General features: G+C 67.0%; 17 protein-coding genes. 3 read left to right on the top strand and 14 right to left on the bottom strand.

Features of this window, described 5'->3' with window-relative positions:
• Positions 1 to 12 precede the first annotated feature (12 nt).
• Both HWY45_RS19215 and HWY45_RS19210 read left to right on the top strand, forming a co-directional pair.
• A complete protein-coding gene (locus HWY45_RS19215; RefSeq protein ID WP_059881687.1) occupies positions 13 to 1,467 on the top strand; it encodes an MmgE/PrpD family protein in 1,455 nt (484 codons plus the stop codon).
• Between the two features lie 59 nt (positions 1,468 to 1,526).
• Entirely contained in the window at positions 1,527 to 2,951 is a 1,425-nt protein-coding gene (locus HWY45_RS19210) for an MmgE/PrpD family protein (RefSeq protein ID WP_059686550.1), read from the top strand.
• 153 nt (positions 2,952 to 3,104) lie between these two features.
• Here HWY45_RS19210 and HWY45_RS19205 read toward each other — a convergent pair whose 3' ends face one another.
• From HWY45_RS19205 to HWY45_RS19180, 6 genes are all read right to left on the bottom strand, one after another.
• Positions 3,105 to 3,965 (bottom strand): HpcH/HpaI aldolase/citrate lyase family protein, encoded by an 861-nt coding sequence (locus HWY45_RS19205; protein ID WP_059686361.1) that lies wholly within the window; start codon positions 3,963 to 3,965, stop codon positions 3,105 to 3,107.
• Between the two features lie 3 nt (positions 3,966 to 3,968).
• Entirely contained in the window at positions 3,969 to 5,168 is a 1,200-nt protein-coding gene (locus HWY45_RS19200) for a CaiB/BaiF CoA transferase family protein (RefSeq protein WP_059881689.1), read from the bottom strand.
• Between the two features lie 10 nt (positions 5,169 to 5,178).
• Entirely contained in the window at positions 5,179 to 6,036 is an 858-nt protein-coding gene (locus HWY45_RS19195; protein WP_059686365.1) for an HTD2 family dehydratase, read from the bottom strand.
• A 72-nt stretch (positions 6,037 to 6,108) separates the two neighbouring features.
• Positions 6,109 to 7,041 (bottom strand): electron transfer flavoprotein subunit alpha/FixB family protein, encoded by a 933-nt coding sequence (locus HWY45_RS19190; RefSeq protein WP_059686366.1) that lies wholly within the window; start codon positions 7,039 to 7,041, stop codon positions 6,109 to 6,111.
• 16 nt (positions 7,042 to 7,057) lie between these two features.
• Complete coding sequence (locus HWY45_RS19185; protein ID WP_059686368.1) at positions 7,058 to 7,807, bottom strand: electron transfer flavoprotein subunit beta/FixA family protein; 750 nt, start codon at positions 7,805 to 7,807, stop codon at positions 7,058 to 7,060.
• A gap of 20 nt (positions 7,808 to 7,827) precedes the next feature.
• Complete coding sequence (locus tag HWY45_RS19180) at positions 7,828 to 9,000, bottom strand: acyl-CoA dehydrogenase family protein (RefSeq protein ID WP_059881691.1); 1,173 nt, start codon at positions 8,998 to 9,000, stop codon at positions 7,828 to 7,830.
• A gap of 113 nt (positions 9,001 to 9,113) precedes the next feature.
• Between HWY45_RS19180 and HWY45_RS19175 the strand changes: the two genes are divergently transcribed.
• The gene (locus HWY45_RS19175; protein ID WP_035956489.1) at positions 9,114 to 10,043 is read left to right on the top strand and encodes a LysR family transcriptional regulator; all 930 of its coding nucleotides are present in this window, start codon (positions 9,114 to 9,116) and stop codon (positions 10,041 to 10,043) included.
• Between the two features lie 12 nt (positions 10,044 to 10,055).
• Here the strand turns inward: HWY45_RS19175 and HWY45_RS19170 are convergent, their stop codons facing one another.
• The 8 genes from HWY45_RS19170 to HWY45_RS19135 all read right to left on the bottom strand — a co-directional run bounded on the left by HWY45_RS19170 (position 10,056) and on the right by HWY45_RS19135 (position 18,323).
• Positions 10,056 to 11,552, bottom strand: a complete 1,497-nt coding sequence (locus tag HWY45_RS19170; protein WP_059881867.1) for a class I adenylate-forming enzyme family protein — start codon at positions 11,550 to 11,552, stop codon at positions 10,056 to 10,058.
• Between the two features lie 70 nt (positions 11,553 to 11,622).
• A complete protein-coding gene (locus HWY45_RS19165) occupies positions 11,623 to 12,309 on the bottom strand; it encodes a nitroreductase family protein (protein WP_059686369.1) in 687 nt (228 codons plus the stop codon).
• Positions 12,310 to 12,408: 99 nt separating this feature from the next.
• Entirely contained in the window at positions 12,409 to 13,575 is a 1,167-nt protein-coding gene (locus tag HWY45_RS19160) for a CaiB/BaiF CoA transferase family protein (protein WP_059686371.1), read from the bottom strand.
• Between the two features lie 2 nt (positions 13,576 to 13,577).
• On the bottom strand, positions 13,578 to 14,816 hold the full coding sequence (locus HWY45_RS19155; RefSeq protein ID WP_059686373.1) for a CaiB/BaiF CoA transferase family protein: 1,239 nt from the start codon (positions 14,814 to 14,816) through the stop codon (positions 13,578 to 13,580).
• Between the two features lie 111 nt (positions 14,817 to 14,927).
• Complete coding sequence (locus HWY45_RS19150; protein WP_059686376.1) at positions 14,928 to 16,094, bottom strand: acyl-CoA dehydrogenase family protein; 1,167 nt, start codon at positions 16,092 to 16,094, stop codon at positions 14,928 to 14,930.
• Between the two features lie 25 nt (positions 16,095 to 16,119).
• Positions 16,120 to 16,581, bottom strand: coding sequence for a MaoC family dehydratase (locus tag HWY45_RS19145; RefSeq protein WP_059686377.1), 462 nt, complete (start codon positions 16,579 to 16,581; stop codon positions 16,120 to 16,122).
• A gap of 31 nt (positions 16,582 to 16,612) precedes the next feature.
• Positions 16,613 to 17,500 carry an HpcH/HpaI aldolase/citrate lyase family protein gene (locus tag HWY45_RS19140; protein ID WP_059881693.1) on the bottom strand — a complete coding sequence of 296 codons (888 nt, stop codon included), beginning with the start codon at positions 17,498 to 17,500 and terminating at the stop codon, positions 16,613 to 16,615.
• Between the two features lie 202 nt (positions 17,501 to 17,702).
• On the bottom strand, positions 17,703 to 18,323 hold the full coding sequence (locus tag HWY45_RS19135; protein ID WP_059686381.1) for a TetR/AcrR family transcriptional regulator: 621 nt from the start codon (positions 18,321 to 18,323) through the stop codon (positions 17,703 to 17,705).
• Positions 18,324 to 18,437: the final 114 nt, after the last annotated feature.

Here is an 18,437-nt window from a genome sequence, read left to right as displayed (position 1 = left end):
GGAGACAGAAGCATGGCGAGATTCGAACGCCGGGGGATCGAGGATCCGATGGCCACGCTGTGCCGGATGGCACTGCAGACGCAGTACGACGACCTGCCGGCCGGCGTGGCGCGCCATGCGCGGCAGACGCTGCTCGACGCGATGGGCGTGACCATCGGCGGCTCGGCGATGGAGGGCATTCCGGAGATCGTGTCGCTCGTCAAGGAGCGCGGCGGCAACCCGCAGACGCCGCTGCCGTTCTATGGCGGCCGCGTGCCGGCGCACGAGGCGGCGCTCGCGATGGGCCCGATGCCGCGCGCGATGGATTGCGGCGACCTGCATGAGGAAGCCGGGCATGTGACCGAATACGTCGTGCCGACGCTGCTGGCTGCCACCGGTCTGCGCGGCAAGGTATCGGGCAAGGAATTCCTCGCGGCGATGGCCGTCGGACAGGAGATCCTGGTGCGGCTCGGCACCGCGTACAAGGTGATCAACCGCGCGATCAAGCACCACGAATGCGGCGGCCATTACATCTTCGGCGCAGTGGCGGCCGTCGGCAAGCTGCTCGGGCTGACGCAGAACCAGCTGGAAAACGCGCAAGGCATCGCGCGGACCATGACGCAGCCCAACACGATGGGCATCTATTCGCCGGCCACGCTGATGGTGCGCATGCATCACGGGCTCGTCAGCCAGGCCGCGATCACGTGCTGCCAGCTGGCCCAGCGCGGCATCACCGGGCCGCGCGCCGAGGTGCTGACCGGGCCGAAAGGGTATCTGGGCACCGCGCGCTGGGAGACCGATCCCGACTTCATCCTGCATGCGCTCGGCGAGCACTGGGAGATGGAGAACATCATCACCAAGGGCTACAGCGCGTGCTACTTCTCGCATTCGTCGATCGACGCGATTCGCGAACTGATGCACGCGCACCGCTTCGGCGCGGCGGAGATCGCCGGCATCCATATCGAGACCTCGACGCCAGGCTGGCGCGCGGTGTGCGAGCCGCAGGACAAGAAGTGGCATCCGGTCACGGTGCCGGAGTGCCAGTTCAGCCTGCCGTACGTGGTGGCCATCGCGGCGTTCGACGACAAGGTGTTCCTCGAGTCGTACAGCGAAGCCGCGCGCCGACGGCCCGAGGTGCGCGAGCTGATGACGCGCATCACGGCCGCGGAAAACCCCGACGTGTCCGACTGGGGTGCGCGCATGACCGTCACGCTGCATGACGGGCGTACGCTGACGAAAGAGTGCATATACGTGAAGGGTCATCCGCGCAATCCGTTCACGGAGCAGGACTTCATCGCCAAGTTCAGGCTGTGCGTGCCGTATTCGGCGATCGACCTGCCGCAGCAGACCGTCGATCGGATGATCGACGACATCCTGCATCTCGACGCGGTGGACGACGTCGCGGCGGTGTTGCTCGATCCGCTCGTGCCGTCCGGGGAAGAATCGGCAGTCCGGCCGGCTTCGTCCGACCGTACCTGCCCCGCATGATTTTTCATGACCCGCGCGAGCGCCGGGCCATTTACCATTCGATCATTCAGGAGACTTTCATGACTGTCACCCGCGAGACCCGCACCGTCGCGCCGGACAACTGCCCGCCGCTCGAGCAAGCGGTCGTGCGTTTCATCCAGGAACTGAAATACGAGCACCTCGACGCGCGCGCGCTGGCCGGCGTCAACCGCCTGATGCGCGACCAGATCGCATTGCAGGTCGGCATTTCGAAAATGCCGTGGTCCGAGCAGCTGCTCGCCTACGCGAAGGCCGGGCAGCGTCCGGGCAAAAGCCGCGTGAGTGCGTCGGCGCTGACGATGAGCGCGGCCGATGCCGCGTTCGTCAACGGTTCGTACGGGCACGGCTTCGAGTACGACGATGCGCACGGCCCGAGCTACAGCCATCCCGGCAGCTGCGTGATCCCGGCCGCACTCGCGATCGGCGAGGAACTCGGCGCCTCGCTCGAGGACGTGATCGTCGCGATGGTGGCCGGCTACGAAGTCTATGCGCGCATCGGCCTGCTCGCCGCGCCCGAGCTGCTGCAGCGCGGCTATCACCCGCACGCGACGCTGTCCAACTTCGGCGCGGCGGCCGTGGCGGCCAAGCTGCGCGGCTTCGACGCCGAGACGACGCTGCACGCGCTCGCGATCGCGCTGAGCCACGTGTCGGGCACGACCGAATACACGTCGACCGGCGGCTCGATCAAGCGCATTCATGCGGGCATCGGCACGCGCAACGGGATGGCGGCGGCCGACATGGCGCACGCGGGCATCACGGGCCCGCGCGCGTTCCTGAGCGGCAACAAGGGCTTTTTCCGCACCTTCCTGCAGCGCACGGCCGGCGACAACGCCGAGCGGCGCTTCGACCTCGACCGGCCGTTCGAGATCGGCACCGTGTGGCTCAAGGCGTATTGCGCGTGCTACTGCACGCACGCCTACATCGACGCGCTGCGGCCGTTCGCGGCGCGCCGCGACGAGATCGCCGACATCCACCTGAAAATCACGCCGCACTTCAACGTCGTCGTCGGCACGGCCAACGTCAACGCGTATACGCCGAAGAACATCGAGCACGTGCAGTTCAGCCTGCCGATCCAGGCGGCGTTCACGCTGCTCGGCAAGGGCAACGGCTATCCGGTCCACCGCGACTATCTGGCCGGCAAGATCGACATGGCGCCCGTGATCGAGATCGCGCGCAGCATCCGCATCAGCGAGGCGCCCGAGCTCGAGCAACAGTATCCGGGCAAGTTCGTCGCCGACGTGACCGTCACGTTCAAGGACGGGCGCACCGAGCACGTATTCGTCGGCGATCCGATCGGCACCGACACGAATCCGATGCCGGAGCACGAGCAGGATGCGAAGTTCATGGATCTGACCACCGACGTGCTGGGCGTCGAACGCGCGCGTGCGCTGCTGGCTGCGCTGCGTGAGCTGAACCCGGCGACGAAGGCGGCGGAACTGACGGCGATGTGGGCGGTGGAAGACTGAGCGGGGCGGTCGTCCGGAGCGGTATGTGCGTTCCGGGCGGCCGCTGCGGTGATGCGAGAGGATGCAAGACAACGGGCGGCGCCGGAATACCGGACGCCGCCCGTTTTTTCATCGGCGTGCGGATTGGAGGGCGACGCCAGCGGGCCGTTAAGCCTATCGCGCAGGCTTCCGCACGCTCGCGGCGATCGCCTCGGCGGCACGGATCACCGGCAGGTCGACCATGCGGCCGTCGAGGCTGAACGCCGCGCCGCCGTGCTTCGCGGCTTCGTCAAGCACGCGGCGCGCCCACGCATGCTCTTCGTCCGAATAACCCATCGCATCGTTCACGCCGCCGACTTGCGCGGGATGGATACAGAGCTTGCCGCCGAAGCCGAACGCGCGCGCGCGCTGCGCGTCGGCGGCCAGCCGTTGCGCATCGTTGGTGCGCGTCGTTACGCCGTCGATCGGCGCGGGCAGCTGTGCGCGGCGCGACGCGGCCACGAGCGCGTTGCGCGCGAACGCCAGCTCCGGTTCGTCGGGCGATGCACGCATGCCGAGATCGAGCTGGAAGTCGAGATGGCCGAAGGCGAGACGCACGACCTGCGGAACGCGCGCAAGCGCATCGGCCGCATCGAGCCCGGCCAGCGATTCGATCAGCGCGACGAGGCGCGCCGCCTCGCCGAGCTGCTGCGCGACGCGGCGCAGCGCTTGCGCGTCTTCCGATTTCGGCAGCATCACGGCGACGCCTTGCGCGGTCAACTCGCGCAGCAACGCGAGATCCGCGTCGTGCCACGGCGTGCCGACGGCGTTCACGCGCACCACGGTGCGCACGCGCTGCTCGGGCGTGAACTGCGACAGGTGCTGCGCGAGCTGCGCGCGCGCGTCGTCCTTGCTGCCTTCGGGTACCGCGTCCTCGAGATCGATGACGATGCAGTCGGCGGCCGTATCGAACGCCTTCGCAAAGCGCTCGGGACGTGTGGCGGGCACGAACAGCAGGCTGCGCGCATGCAGCACGGGGAAGGGAGAGGTCGTCATGGCTCAGATCACGCCGTCGGCGCGCAGTTGTTCGATATCGGCGTCGCTGCGCCCCAGTTCGCGCAGGATCGCCGCGCTGTGTTCGCCGAGCGCGGGCACCGGATCCATGCGCACGTCGAAGCTGTCGATCGTGGCGGGCGGGAGCAGCGCCTGCAGTTCGCCGGCCTGCGAACCGACGGTGCGGAAGCGGCCGCGCGCATGCAGCTGCGGGTGCGTCCACAGATCGCCGACCTGGTTGACGGCGGCATTCGCGATCTGTGCTTCATCGAGCCGCGCGATTACGTCCTGTGCGGTGAGGTCGGCAAACACCTGCTCGATCACGGCCTTCAGGCTCGCGCGGTTTTCCGAGCGGCGTACGTTCGCGTCGAAACGCGGGTCGGTCGCGAGGTCCGGGCGGCGCAGCACGATATCGCAGAACACCTTCCACTCGCGCTCGTTCTGCAGGCCCAGCATCACGACGCGGCTGTCGCCGGCCGTAAACGGCCCGTACGGGTAGATGGTCGCGTGCGCCGCGCCGTTGCGGCCGGGCGGTTGCTGGCCGTCGTACGCGTAGTACATCGGAAAGCCCATCCACTCGGCGAGCGCCTCGAGCATCGAGATTTCCACGTGCGAGCCTTTGCCCGTGACGCCGCGCTGCAGCAGCGCGCTGAGAATGCCCGTGTACGCGTACATGCCGGCCGCAATATCGGCGATCGAATTGCCGGCCTTGCACGGTTCGTCGGGCGTGCCGGTGATCGACAGGAACGCGGCCTCGCTCTGGATCAGCAGGTCGTAGGCTTTCTTGTTGCGATACGGGCCGTCGCCGCCGTAGCCCGAGATGTCGCAGACGATCAGGCGCGGATACTTGGCATGCAGCGCGTCGAACGACAGCCCCATGCGCGCGGAGGCGCCGGGTGCGAGGTTCTGCACCAGCACGTCAGCCTGGGCGACGAGTTCGCCGAGCACGTCCTGTGCAGCAGGTTGCTTCAGGTCCAGCGTGAGGCTTTCCTTCGAGCGGTTGGTCCAGACGAAGTGCGACGCGAGACCGCGCGTGCGGTGATCGTAGGCGCGCGCGAAATCGCCGACGCCGGGCCGTTCCACCTTGATCACGCGCGCGCCAAGATCGGCGAGCTGCCGCGTGCAGAACGGCGCGGCGATCGCGTGTTCGAGCGTGACGACGGTCATCCCGCTCAGCGGGCCGGGTTGAGCTTGGCGAGCTTGCATGATCGGATCGCTATTCCAGTTCGATGCTGGCCTGCATGGCCAGCTGTCCTTGCGGGCCGCGCGCCCACGCGCGGGCGGTATTGCCTTCGAGCTTGCCGTTCACGGTGAACGGCGCGGTGTCGAACAGTGGGCTGACCGCCTTGAAGTCGAAGGCGCGGACGGTCTTGCCGGGGTGGGTGCGGCGCAGCTCCTCCATCAACAGCATCGCGATCAGCGGGCCGTGCACCACGAGGCCCGGATAACCTTCCTCCTGCATCGCGTAGGGCCGGTCGTAGTGGATCCGGTGGCCGTTGAAGGTGAGGGCGGAAAAGCGCATCAGCAGCACCGGATCGGGGATGACGATGCGCGAATACTGTTCGTCGGTCGGCGCCGGCTGTGGGGCGGGTGCCGGCACGCCGGCCGCGGCGGGCGGCGGCGCGTCGCGATAGACGATGTTCTGTTCTTCGCTGATCGCCACGCCTTGTGCGTCGCGGATCTCGTGCAGCACGGTCACGAATACGAGCTGGCCGCTGCGGCCGGACTTGCTCTGCACGTTCGCGATCGTGGAGTGGCGCTGTATCGGCGTATCGACGGCAAGCGGGCGCAGGAACTGCAGCCGACCGCCGGCCCACATGCGGCGCGGCAGCGCGACCGGCGGCAGGAAGCCGCCGCGCCGCGGGTGACCGTCGATGCCGATGTTCGACTGCCGTTCGCCGGGAAGGAAGTACAGCCAGTGCCACAGCGGCGGCAGGACGTCCGGCAGTGCGGACGGCTCGGCGGCGTCCAGCGTGGCTCGCAGAAGCCGGAGCGGCGCGGGCGTAATGCGGTCCGCGCTGTCCTCGCGGCGGCCGATCCACGCGTCGAATGATTCGGGTTGCTCGCCAGTCATTTCGTTTCGTCGTTCTCGATGATTGAAGCGTCGTGAAGACTGCCGGCAACTGCGCTGCGGCAGCCGTGTCCGTCAGAGTTCGTTGACCAGTTCCGGCACGAGCGCGAACAGATCGCCGACGAGGCCATAGTCGGCCACGCTGAAGATCGGCGCTTCCGGATCCTTGTTGATCGCGACGATCACCTTCGAATCCTTCATCCCGGCCAGATGCTGGATCGCACCCGAGATGCCCACCGCGATGTACAGCTGCGGTGCGACGATCTTGCCGGTCTGGCCGACCTGGTAGTCGTTCGGCACGTAGCCGGCGTCGACTGCCGCGCGCGATGCGCCGAGCGCTGCCGACAGCTTGTCCGCCAGCGGCTCCAGCACCTTCGTGTAGTTCTCGCCGCTGCCCAGACCGCGACCGCCCGACACGATGATCTTCGCGCTGGTGAGCTCCGGACGGTCCAGCTTCGTCACTTCACGGCTCACGAACTGTGACTTGCCGGCGTCTGCCGCCGCTTCGATCTTCTCGACCGACGCGCTGCCGCCTTCCGCTGCCACCGGATCGAAACCGGTCGCACGCACCGTGATGACCTTGATCGGGTCGCTCGACTGCACCGTCGCGATCGCGTTGCCCGCGTAGATCGGGCGCTCGAACGTGTCGGCACTGTCAACCGCCGTGATGTCCGAGATCTGCGCGACGTCCAGCTTCGCGGCGATACGCGGCGCGATGTTCTTGCCGTAAGCAGTCGCCGGCGCGAGGATGTGCGAATAGTCCTTCGCAATGTTCAGCGCGGTCGCTTCGACGTTTTCCGCGAGACCTGCTTCGAGTTGCGGCGCGTCGGCCAGCAGCACCTTCGATACACCCGCGATCTTTGCTGCCGCGTCGGCTGCGCCTTGCGCATTGTGGCCTGCGACCAGCACGTGAATGTCACCGCCGATCTTCGCTGCCGCCGCCACCGTGTTCAGCGTCGCGGCCTTGATCGACGCGTTGTCGTGTTCTGCAATCACCAGAATCGTCATTTCTTTCCGCTCCCTCTTACAGCACCTTGGCTTCGGTCTTCAGCTTCTCGACCAGCGTCTTCACGTCCGGCACCTTCACGCCGGCTGCGCGCTTCGGCGGCTCGGCCACCTTCAGCGTCTTCAGACGCGGCGCGACGTCCACGCCGAGGTCTTCCGGCTTCACCGTTTCCAGCGGCTTCTTCTTCGCCTTCATGATGTTCGGCAGCGTCACGTAGCGCGGCTCGTTCAGGCGCAGGTCGGTCGTCACGACCGCCGGCAGCGTCAGCGACAGCGTTTCCGCGCCGCCGTCGACTTCGCGTGCAACCGTTGCCTTGCCGTCCGCGATCGTCACCTTCGATGCGAACGTCGCTTGCGGGAGACCAGCCAGTGCGGCCAGCATCTGGCCCGTCTGGTTCGAGTCGTCGTCGATCGCCTGCTTGCCGAGGATCACCAGTTGCGGCTGTTCCTTGTCGACCAGCGCCTTCAGGATCTTCGCGACGGCCAGCGGCTCGACGCTGTCGTTCGATTCGACGAGGATCGCGCGATCCGCGCCGATCGCCAGCGCCGTGCGCAGCGTTTCCTGCGCTTGCGTGACGCCCACCGACACCGCGATCACTTCGGTCGCGACGCCCGCTTCCTTCAGGCGCACCGCTTCTTCCACCGCGATTTCGTCGAACGGGTTCATCGACATCTTCACGTTCGCGATATCGACGCCGGATTGATCGGACTTCACGCCGACCTTCACGTTCGCGTCAACCACGCGCTTGACGGGTACGAGAATCTTCATGAAAAGGCTTCCTTCGAGAATCAATAGGAACGGGGCAGTTGCAGCACGTGCTCGGCCACGTGCCCCAGGATCATGTTGGTGGAGATCGGCGCGACCTGGTACAGGCGCGTTTCGCGGAATTTGCGCTCGACGTCGTATTCGCAGGCGAAGCCGAAACCCCCGTGCGTCTGCAGGCACGCATTTGCCGCTTCCCAGCTCGCCTTTGCGGCCAGGTACTTGGCCATGTTCGCCTCGACGCCCGCGTTCTGGCGCGCGTCGATCTTCTCGCAGGCGCGCCAGCGCATCAGGTTCGCCGCTTCCAGCTCGATGAACGACTCGGCCAGCGGAAACTGGATGCCCTGGTTCTGCCCGATCGGGCGGCCGAACACCTTGCGCTCGCTCGCGTAATCGCGGGCCTTTTCGAGGAACCAGTAGCCGTCGCCGATGCATTCGGCTGCGATCAGCGTGCGCTCGGCGTTCAGGCCGTCGAAGATCACCTTCAGCCCCTTGCCCTCGGTGCCGAGCAGCGCATCTTCGGGCAGTTCGAGATTGTCGAAGAACAGTTCGTTGGTCTCGTGGTTGACCATGTTCAGGATCGGACGCACGGTCAGGCCGTTGCCGATTGCCTTGTCGAGCTCGACGATGAAGCACGACAGGCCGTCGCTCTTCTTCTGCACCTGCTCCAGCGGCGTGGTGCGCGCGAGCAGGATCAGCAGGTCGCTGTGCTGGACGCGCGAGATCCACACCTTCTGCCCGTTGATGACCCAGTGGCCGTCCTTCTTCACGGCGGTGGTCTTGAGCTTGGTCGTGTCGCTGCCGGTGCTCGGCTCGGTCACGCCCATCGACTGCACGCGCAGCTCGCCCGCCGCGATGCGCGGCAGGTAGCGCTGCTTCTGCGCTTCGGTGCCGCTGAACACGATCGTGTTCATCACGTACATCTGGCCGTGGCAGGCGCCCGAGTTGCCTCCGGAGCGGTTGATTTCCTCCATGATGACCGACGCCTCGGCCATCGACAGGCCCGGGCCGCCGTAGTCCTGCGGGATCAGCGCGGCCAGCCAGCCGGCCTGCGTGAGCGCGGTCACGAAGGCCTCGGGATAGCCGCGCGCTTCGTCGATCTTGCGGTGGTATTCGGCCGGGAACTGGCTGCACAGGGCGCGCACGGCGTCGCGGATTTCCTGGTACTGGTCGGGGGCGGAAAAGATGGAGGCGCTCATGAATCCTGTCTCGTCATTGGCATCGGTTAGGTCCATAATAAGTTTTGATGGATCAACCAAAAAATAGAATTTTCTGATCGATGGATCAGTTTTCGGTATCGAGGACTCTTGCGATGGACCTGAAGCAACTGCGCGCCTTCGTCACCGTGGCCGAAACCGGCAATGTCACGCGTGCGTCGAGCCTGCTCAATCTCGTGCAGCCGGCCGTATCGCGCCAGCTGCGCCTGCTCGAAGAAGACATGGGCACCGAGCTGTTCGAGCGCGGCCGCCACGGGATGCAGCTGACGCCGGCGGGCAAGACGATGCTCGAATACGCGCGGCGCATCCTCAACGAGGTCGCGCGCGCGAAAGCCGAGATTCAGCCCACCGACGGGCCGGTCGCCGGCATCGTCAGCATCGGTCTGCTGGCCAGCACCTCGGATCTCCTCGCGACGCGACTGGCGAGCGAGGTCGCCAGCCGTTACCCGCATATCAGGCTGCGGCTCACGATCGGCTATGCGGGCCACCTGCAGGACTGGCTCGAGGCCGGCGACGTGGATGCCGCGCTGTTGTACGGGCAGAAGGAAACGCCCGCGCTGCACGTGAAGGCGCTGATCGAGGAAAGCCTGTGGGCGGTGGCCGCGCCGTCGGTCGGGCTGTCGCGCAAGCGGCCGCTGGCGCTGTCGCGTGTCGCGAGCGAACCGTTCATCCTGCCGTCCGCGCCGCAGGGCCTGCGTGCCGCGATCGAGCACGCGGCGGCCGAGGCCGACGTGACGCTGCGGGTCGTCACCGAAACCAATGCACTCAGCGTGCAGAAGGATCTGGTCGCGCAAGGGCACGGCTGGACGATCCTGCCGGCCGTCGGCGTCACGCGGGAAGTCGAGCAGGGCACGCTGAGCGCGGCGCCGCTCGCGTCGCCCGGCATCAAGCGCACGATCGTGCTGGCGGCGCCGAGCAGCCGGCAGGCCACCGCGCCGGTGCGCTGCGTGGTCGGCGTGCTGCTCGACTGCGTGAAGGCGACGTTCGACGAGGGCCAGTGGCCCGATGCGCGCTGGCTCGGGTAGTACGGCCGCGGCCTACAGCCGTTCCAGCAGCTGCCGCCGCATCAGCTTGCCGTTGCTGTTGAACGGCAGTGCGTCGATGGCAATGATGCGGCCCGGGTGCTTGTACGGTGCCAGCTGCTCGCGCAGATACCGGCGCAGCGCGGTTTCGTCGAGCGGCCGGTCGCCATCCAGTTCGACGAACGCGACGACGGCCTCGTTGCCGTCCGCTTCGCGCTGGCCGACGACGGCCGAGTTGCGGATGCCCGGGAAGCGGTTCAGCGCCTGTTCGACTTCGCCCGGATACACGTTGAACCCGGAGCGGATGATCATCTCCTTGAGCCGGCCGACGATAAACAGCGCGCCGTCGTCGCGCAGCTCGCCGAGGTCGCCCGACGCGTACCAGCCGCCGTCGCGCATCACGGCGGCCGTGGCCTGCGGGTCGCGGAAATAGCCGGGCATCAGGCCGACGCCGCGCAGCCAGATTTCGCCGCGCTCGCCGGCCGGCAGCGGACGGCCGTCGACCGGATCGACGATGCGCAGCTCGGCGCCCGGGAACGCATAGCCCGCGCTCGTATCGGCGCGCGCTTCGCCGAGGCGCGTCGCATGCAGCGAGCCCGCGTATTCCGACAGCCCGTAGCCGTGATGCAGCGTCTGCCCGAACAGCGCCTCGACCTGCTGTTTGAGCGCGAGGTCGAGCGGCCCCGCGCCGGCGTACAGATAGCGCAGGCAGGGTGCGTCGGGACGCGCGATGCGATGTTCCGCGCAATGCCGCAGCAGCCGCGAGAACAGCATCGGCGGCCCTTGCACCTGGCTCACGCGCCGCCGTGCGAGCGCGTCGAACAGTTCCGCCGGCTCGAACTGCGCGCGCATTTCGAGCGCCGCGCCCGCATGCAGCGACGCGAGCAACACAGTGCCGAGGCCGAAGATGTGCGTCATCGGCGCATACGCGTAGACGCGGTCGTCGGGCCCGAGCGCGCGCGATTCGGCCGATACGCGCGCGAAATGCAGCACGCCGCGGTGCGTCATCATCACGCCCTTGGGCGCGCCGGTGGTCCCCGACGTGAAGATGATGGCCGCCACGTCGCTCGCGAGCGGCTCCGGTTCCGGCTGCGCGGCCGCACGCACGGCGCTGCGTGCGAGGCCGCTCACGCACGACGGGCGCGCGTCGTGCCGCGCCGCGTGCGTCGCGGCCGCCGGCGAAACGCCCGACGTGAAATACAGCACGCGCGCGTCGGCCTTGGCGGCGAACGCGTCGACTTCGCCCGGCGCCATGCGCGCATTGACGCCGCACGACCATGCGCCGAGCCGGCTGCATGCGATTAGCAGCGCCGCATGTTCGGGGCAGTTCTCGGCGACGACCAGCACGCGGTCGCCGCGGCGTACGCCGTCGGCGCGCAGCTCGCCTTCGAGCCGGTCGGCCAGCGCGCCGAGATCCGCATAGCTGAGGCTGCGGTCGGGCAGATGGATGAACGGGCGCGCGGGCGCCTCGGCTAGCCAGCGATCGAGCAGTTCATGAATGCGTTCGGCCATCTTCGATGTCTCCTTGTCCTCGCATACGATGCGCTCGGCGCGGCGACCGCGCAATACGCGCGCGGCCGTCTCACGCGAAGCGCAGCAGATCGTCGACGGCGGCACGCGTGGTGCGGAACTGGTTCACCGGATGCGCGTCTTCCGCATAGCCGAACGAGATGCCGCAGATCATGTGCTGCGTGTCCGGAATGTCGAAATACTCGCGCACGAAACGCGCATGGCGCGCCAGCGCGCCTTGCGGCGTGGTTGCCACGCCATGCGCATAGGCCGCGATCAGGAACGACGACACGAAGCCGCCCGCGTCGACGAGCGCATACGGGCCGAGCTCGGCCGGCACCGTGACGATCGCGACGTGCGGCGCGTCGAACAGGCGGAAGTTGCGCAAGGCCTGCTCGGCACTGCGCTCGCTGTCCTTCGGCCCGATGCCGAGCGCCGAGTAGAGCGCGAGGCCCGCGCCGCGCCGGCGTTCGCGATAGATGCCTTCGTAGCTCGGCGGGAACGGCAGGTCCGATTCGTTGTCCGGATGGTCGGCGACGCGCTGCATCAGTGCCTGCCGAAAGCGCTCGGTGCTTTCCGGCGTTTCGGTGACGACCAATTGCCACGGCTGCACGTTGCACCACGACGCCGAGCGGCCGGCCATGCCGACGATGCTGCGGATCAGTTCGGGATCCAGCGCGATGTGCCGATACGCGCGGCAGGTGGAACGGCCGCTCGTCAGGCGATCGAGCGCGACGAGTTCGGGAGAGGGCGATGTCATGTCTTCAGTCCTTGCCAGTGCCCGGCCCGCGCGCTGCGAGGCGCGACGGGCGCGGGCGGAAAACGGCGGCGAGCAGCGCGCCGGCGCTGCTCGTCCACGTCAGATGAACGTCTGCTGCGCGTGCAACGCCTCGATGCGCGCGTCGGGCAGCCAGTCGCGCAGCGCGGCGATCGCGTTGTCGGTCGTCGGCGCTGCGGGCGGTTCGGGCCGCGCGGCCGGCGTGCGCGAAAAACGCGGGCCGGGCGCCGGATGCGTGACGCCGTCGAGCTCGACGAAGGTGCCGCGCGCCTTCACGTGCGGATGGTGCGGCGCTTCGTCGAAGTCGAGCACGGGCGCCACGCACACGTCGAGATGGCCGAGCAACTGCGCCCACTCGTCGCGCGTGCGCTCGCGGAATTTCGCGGCGAGTACCTGCTTTGCTTCCGGCCATTGCGCGCGGTCCATCTGCGCCTGCAGCGCAGGATGGTCCTGCAGCCCCAGCTGTTCGAGCAGCAGCCGGTAGAACTTGCCCTCGATGGGCCCGACGCTCACGTACTTGCCGTCGGCGCACGCATATACCTCGTAGAACGGCGCGCCGGTGTCGAGCAGGTTCGTGCCGCGCGCCTTGTCGAGCATGCCGGCCGCATGCAGGCCCATCGTCACCGTCATGATCGACGCGACGCCGTCGACCATCGCCGCATCCACGACCTGGCCGCGCCCCGAGCCGCGCGCTTCGAGGATGCCGGCGAGCAGCCCGAAGGCGAGGTAGAGCGAGCCGCCCGCATAGTCGCCGAGCACGTTCAGCGGCGGCGTCGGCGCCTGCCCGGCGCGGCCCATCGCATGCAGCGCGCCGGTGACCGAGATGTAGTTCAGGTCGTGCCCGGCCACCTGCGACAGCGGGCCGTCCTGCCCCCATCCGGTCACGCGCCCGTACACGAGGCGCGGATTGCGCGCGAGGCACGGCTCGGGGCCGAGGCCGAGGCGCTCCATCACGCCGGGGCGAAAGCCCTCGATCAGGCCGTCGGCTTGCTCGATCAGTTCGAGCACCATCTCGACGGCGGCGGGATCCTTCAGGTCGACGCGCACCGACTTGCGGTTGCGCAGGCCGAGGTCGAATTCGACGGGGCGCGGCGCGCCGAGCCCCGACGGTTCCTTGCGGTCCACGCGGATCACGGTCGCGCCGAGATCGGCGAGGAACATCGCGGCCAGCGGGCCGGGGCCGATGCCGGCGATCTCGACGATCCGGACGCCGGCGAGCGGGCCGTGGCGGGATGGTGCAGCGGACATGGTCAGATCACTCCCTCGTCGCGCAGTTGTTGCAGGCGATCCTCGGGCAGCTTCAGCAGCCCGCGATAGATCTCGTCGTTGGCGGCGCCGAGTTCCTGCGCCGGCTGGTCGAACTGCACGGGCGTCTGCGACAGCTTGATCGGCAGGCCCATGCCCATCGCGTCGACGTCGGCGAGCCCCGGGTGCTCGAGCCGTACCACCGCGCCGCGTTCCTGCAGCACCGGGTCCTTCAGCACGTCGAGCGGCGAGCGCACGGGCGCGGCCGGCACGCCGCGCCGAACCTGCAGTTCCTCGACGACTTCCGCGGTGCTGTGCCGGCTCGTCCACGCCTCGATGATCGCGTTGATCTCGGCCGCATGCTTCATGCGCGGGCCGCGCGTCGCGTAGCGCGGGTCCGTGACCATCTCGGGGCGGCCCACGGCTTCCATCAGGTTGCGGAACCAGTCCGGCTGGAACGCCACCATCGCGACGTGGCCGTCGCGCGTGCCGTAGACGCCGAACGGCACGAGGCGATCCTGGAAATTGCCCGAGCGCTTCGAATAGCCGTGCTTGAGGAACACGTCGAAGTGCTCTTCGGCCACCAGCGACGACAGGCAGTCGAGCATCGACACCTGCACGCACTGGCCCACGCCGGTGCGGCCGCGGTGGATCAGCGCGGCGAGGATGCCGTTGACCGCGTACAGCGGCGCGATCAGGTCGGCGATCGGCAGGCCGGAGCGCGTCGGCGGGCCGTCGGCGAAGCCTGTCACGTCCATGATCCCCGACAGCGCCTGCACGATGATGTCCATGCCCTTCAGGTTCTTGTACGGGCTCGGTTCGCCGAACGCCTTGATCGACGCATAAATGATCTTTGGATTGACTTCGCGCACGCTGTCGTAGTCGACGCCCAGTCGTGCGGTGACGCCTTCGCTGGCATTCTCGATGACGACGTCCGATTCCTTGACCAGAGCCATGAACAGCGCCTTGCCCTGCGCCGATTTCAGGTCGAGCGTGATGCTTTTCTTGTTGCGCGCGCGATTGAGGACGGTCAGCGACACCTCGTCGTCGCCCTTGACGCCGAAGTGCACGCCGTTCTTGCCGACGTACGGCGGATTGTTGCGCGCGATGTCGCCCCCGCCGGGCGATTCGATCCGGATGACTTCCGCACCCATGCCGCCCAGCAGCAGCGATCCATAGGGTCCGGCCAGGGCCACGGTCAGATCGAGTACGCGGATCCCTTCCAACGGTCTTGCAGCTGACATGCTTGTCTCCTGAGGCGGGCGCGCGACCGGGGCGCGGCCCGCAGACATTGCTTTATGCCGGTTCGACGGCCGGCGCTTCCGGTTTCGGGAAACGCCGGCGAATGGCCGGCTTCAGTACGATTTCGGCAAGCCGAGCTTGCGCTCGGCAATGTTCGACAGAATGAGTTGCGGGGTGACAGGGGCAATGTAGCCGATCCACGCCTCGCGCATGAAGCGCTCGACGTGATACTCCTTCGCGTAGCCGAAGCCGCCGTGCGTGAGAATCGACGTCTGGCACGCGTTCATGCACGCCTCGGATGCCAGCAGCTTCGCCGCGTTCGCTTCCGAGCCGCACGGCAGCCCCTTGTCGTAGAGGTCCGCGGCCGCGAAGATCATGTGATTCGCCGCTTCGAGTTCCGCCCAGTTGCGCGCGAGCGGATGCTGCACGCCCTGGTTCTGGCCGATCGGGCGGCCGAACACGACGCGCTCCTTCGCATACTGCGTCGCGAGCTTGAGTACCGCGCGTCCGATGCCGATCTGCTCGGCCGCCACCAGCACGCGCTCCGCGTTCATGCCGTGGAAGATGTAGCTCAGACCCTTGCCTTCCTCGCCGATCAGCGCGTCCTTCGACACCGGCATGTCGTCGATGAACAGCTCGTTGGTATCGACGGCCGCGCGGCCGAGCTTGTCGATCTCGCGGATATCGACGTACTTGCGATCGAGCTTCGTGTAGAACAGGCTCAGGCCCTCGCTGTGCTTCTTCACTTCCTCGATCGGCGTGGTGCGCGCGAGGATCAGCATATGATCGGCCACCTGCGCGGTCGAGATGAAGACCTTTTTGCCCGACAGCAGGTAACTGCCGTCGGGTTGCTTCTTCGCGACCACCTTCAGCTTGGTCGTGTCCAGACCGGTGTCCGGCTCGGTGACCGCGAAGCAGGCCTTGTGCTCGCCGCGCGCGAACGGCGGCAGCCACGCCTTCTTTTGCTCGTCCGTGCCGAAGTGCACGACCGGCTGCAGCCCGAAAATGTTCATATGGATGGTCGACGCCGCCGCCTGTCCGCCACATTCGGCGACCGTGCGCATGAACAGCGCCGCCTCCGTCACGCCCAGGTTAGCGCCGCCGACATCCTCCGGCATGCAGATGCCGAGCCAGCCGCCGCTCGCGACGGCTGCGAAGAATTCGTGCGGGAATTCGTGGTTCTTGTCCTTGTTCCGCCAGTATTCGAGCGGGAAGTCCGCGCAGATCTTCTGCGCCGCATCGACGATCGCGACCTGGTCGGCACTCAATTGATAGTCCATTTCCGAATCTCCTGCGGGAACGAGATCAAGCCTGGGCGGTAGGGCGCAGCATCATCAAGCCCGTGCGCACCGCTGTGCAGACGATCTCGTCACGCTGGTTGCGCGCGACGTGCTTGAAGGTGACGATGCCCGAATCCTTGCGGCTCTTCGACAGGCGCGTGTCGACGATCTCCGTCTCGACGCGGATCGTGTCGCCGTGGAAGGTCGGCTTCGGGAACGCGATCTCGCCGAAGCCGAGATTGCCGAGCGTCGTGCCGAGCGTGGTCTCGTACACGGTGATGCCGGCCACCAGCGCGAGCAGGAACATGCTGTTCACGAGGCGCTGGCCGTACATCGTGTTCTTGCTGTATTCGGCATCGATGTGCAGCGGCGCGCAGTTGTAGGTCATCGCCGAGAACAGCACGTTGTCGGTCTCGGTCACCGTGCGGCGGATCGCATGCTCGATCACCATGCCGGGCTTGAATTCTTCGAAGTAGAGGCCTGCCATTTTGTGTCTCCTGACGTATTCGGGTGGGTGTTCAGCGGTTGAACGACTGCGCGAGCGCGATGATTTCGCGTGCCGTTTTCGCGTGGGCGATGTCGATGTGCTCGCCGTCATAGATGCACGACGCGCGGCCTTCCGCCTGAGCCTTGTCGAGCGCGTCGATCATGCCCTGGTAGAACGCGACTTCTTCTTCGGTCGGGCTGTAGGTGCGGTTGACGATCTCGACGTTCGATGGATGCAGCACCAGCTCGCCACTCATGCCGAGCTGGCGGTCATTCGCCGACGAGACCTTGAGCCCGTCGAGGTCGTGCACCTGCTGCCACACACCGCCGATCGGCAGCTTGCCGGCGGCGCGCGCGGCCATCACGATGCGCGACTTCAGGAACTGGGTTTCGCGCCCTTCGAGCGACCAGACGGTCTTCAGCGCGCGCGCCACGTCGGCGTTCTTCGCAGTCGCGCCGACGATCGCCGGCACGCGTTCGTGCTGCGCGATTTCATACGCAAGCTGTAGCGAGCGGGCGGTTTCCAGCAGCGGAATTACCTTCGTGTGACCGACGTCGATGCCGGCGCGGTACTCGGCTTCGGCCAGCATCGACGCGACGGTATGGATGTCCTCCGGCCCGCACGGCTTCGAGATCACGATGCCCTCGACCACCGGGTTCGCGATCGCGAGGATGTCGTCGAAGTCGTACAGGTGCGCGCTGCGGTTGATGCGCACCCAGATGCGCTGCTGCTGCTCGGCCAACCAGGCCAGCTTGGAGCGGACGATCTCGCGCGCCTCGACTTTCTGGGCCGGCGGCACGCTGTCCTCGAGATCGAGGATCAGCGCGTCGGCCCCGGACTGGATGGACTTCTCGATCCAGGTCGGCTTGTTGCCCGGAACGAAAAGGAAGGAACGGATCGGTTTCATCTGCGTCGTCATGGCTGTCTCGGCCTGTTGATGGGATTGGCTGCTTTACCGTTAGGCTTTACCTAACTATTGGTAGTTAGTTTGATGCGCAAATGCTGGGACTGTCATTGGGGTTTATACCGAGATCGGATCGCTGTGATGCGTCGCGGGGCACGCCGGCCACATGCGCGAGGGCGGCGTGTGGCGGTGTCCGGTGCGGTGCAGCGTGGCGTAATCAGGGCCGCGACGACGGTCCCACGCCGTAGAGGAACATCGTGCAGAGTTGGTCGGCGATCCGTTCCAGCGAGCCTTTTTGCGGGTTGAACCACGACTGGATCGAATTGATGCTGCCGAGGATGTGGATCCGCGCCAGCGCGATGTCCACGTCTTCGCACAGGCGGCCTTCGGCGCGCAGGTCTTCCAGCAGCCCGTTCCAGAGCGTCTGGTGATGCTCGCGCCTGATGACCTGCCGCTCGCGGATCGTGTCGGGCAACTGGCCGAGCAGACGACCGTGTGCGACGGCGAAATCGCCATGCGTGACGAGGCCTCGCATCTGGCCGAGCACGGCGGCGCGGAACCGTTGTTCGGCCGTTGCATCGGGGCCGAGCGCGTCGAGGCGCTCGTTCAGGTGATGGACGATGTGCGCCGCGCCTTGCTCCATCACTGCCTCGACCAGTTCTTCCTTCGACGAAAAGTGGTAGTAGATGCTCGCGGCCTCTATACCGGCCTGATCGGCGATATTGCGCATCGTCGTGGCCGAATAGCCCTGCATCCCGAACGTACGCGCGGCAAAACGGATCAGCGATTCGCGCGTCTCGCACGGATTGACGGAGTTAGACTTCGGTCGTTTTGCCATGCCCCTGGAGCCTGCCGATGGTGAGTCATGTCGGCATTCTAACAGTGGTTAGGTCGAAATAGGGTGCCCCGGTATTGTACGAACGGCTCGCCGCTTGTGAAGCGCGGGCCGGTT

Source organism: Burkholderia stagnalis, from assembly GCF_902830275.1.
GTDB classification, from domain to species: Bacteria; Pseudomonadota; Gammaproteobacteria; order Burkholderiales; family Burkholderiaceae; genus Burkholderia; species Burkholderia stagnalis.
The sequence above is the reverse complement of the archived record's forward strand: the minus strand, read 5'-3'. Positions and strand labels throughout refer to the sequence as shown.

What these genes read in the sequence shown, in the direction of transcription:
- HWY45_RS19200 (WP_059881689.1), bottom strand. Translation starts at nt 5,168, where the DNA reads ATGCAAGCTCGCCAAGCTCAACCCGGCCCGCTGAGCGGGATGACCGTC.
- HWY45_RS19190 (WP_059686366.1), bottom strand. Translation starts at nt 7,041, where the DNA reads ATGACGATTCTGGTGATTGCAGAACACGACAACGCGTCGATCAAGGCC.
- HWY45_RS19135 (WP_059686381.1), bottom strand. Translation starts at nt 18,323, where the DNA reads ATGGCAAAACGACCGAAGTCTAACTCCGTCAATCCGTGCGAGACGCGC.
- HWY45_RS19175 (WP_035956489.1), top strand. Translation starts at nt 9,114, where the DNA reads ATGGACCTGAAGCAACTGCGCGCCTTCGTCACCGTGGCCGAAACCGGC.
- HWY45_RS19150 (WP_059686376.1), bottom strand. Translation starts at nt 16,094, where the DNA reads ATGGACTATCAATTGAGTGCCGACCAGGTCGCGATCGTCGATGCGGCG.
- HWY45_RS19185 (WP_059686368.1), bottom strand. Translation starts at nt 7,807, where the DNA reads ATGAAGATTCTCGTACCCGTCAAGCGCGTGGTTGACGCGAACGTGAAG.
- HWY45_RS19155 (WP_059686373.1), bottom strand. Translation starts at nt 14,816, where the DNA reads ATGTCAGCTGCAAGACCGTTGGAAGGGATCCGCGTACTCGATCTGACC.
- HWY45_RS19180 (WP_059881691.1), bottom strand. Translation starts at nt 9,000, where the DNA reads ATGAGCGCCTCCATCTTTTCCGCCCCCGACCAGTACCAGGAAATCCGC.
- HWY45_RS19145 (WP_059686377.1), bottom strand. Translation starts at nt 16,581, where the DNA reads ATGGCAGGCCTCTACTTCGAAGAATTCAAGCCCGGCATGGTGATCGAG.
- HWY45_RS19165 (WP_059686369.1), bottom strand. Translation starts at nt 12,309, where the DNA reads ATGACATCGCCCTCTCCCGAACTCGTCGCGCTCGATCGCCTGACGAGC.
- HWY45_RS19140 (WP_059881693.1), bottom strand. Translation starts at nt 17,500, where the DNA reads ATGACGACGCAGATGAAACCGATCCGTTCCTTCCTTTTCGTTCCGGGC.
- HWY45_RS19205 (WP_059686361.1), bottom strand. Translation starts at nt 3,965, where the DNA reads ATGACGACCTCTCCCTTCCCCGTGCTGCATGCGCGCAGCCTGCTGTTC.
- HWY45_RS19160 (WP_059686371.1), bottom strand. Translation starts at nt 13,575, where the DNA reads ATGTCCGCTGCACCATCCCGCCACGGCCCGCTCGCCGGCGTCCGGATC.
- HWY45_RS19170 (WP_059881867.1), bottom strand. Translation starts at nt 11,552, where the DNA reads ATGGCCGAACGCATTCATGAACTGCTCGATCGCTGGCTAGCCGAGGCG.
- HWY45_RS19210 (WP_059686550.1), top strand. Translation starts at nt 1,527, where the DNA reads ATGACTGTCACCCGCGAGACCCGCACCGTCGCGCCGGACAACTGCCCG.
- HWY45_RS19195 (WP_059686365.1), bottom strand. Translation starts at nt 6,036, where the DNA reads ATGACTGGCGAGCAACCCGAATCATTCGACGCGTGGATCGGCCGCCGC.
- HWY45_RS19215 (WP_059881687.1), top strand. Translation starts at nt 13, where the DNA reads ATGGCGAGATTCGAACGCCGGGGGATCGAGGATCCGATGGCCACGCTG.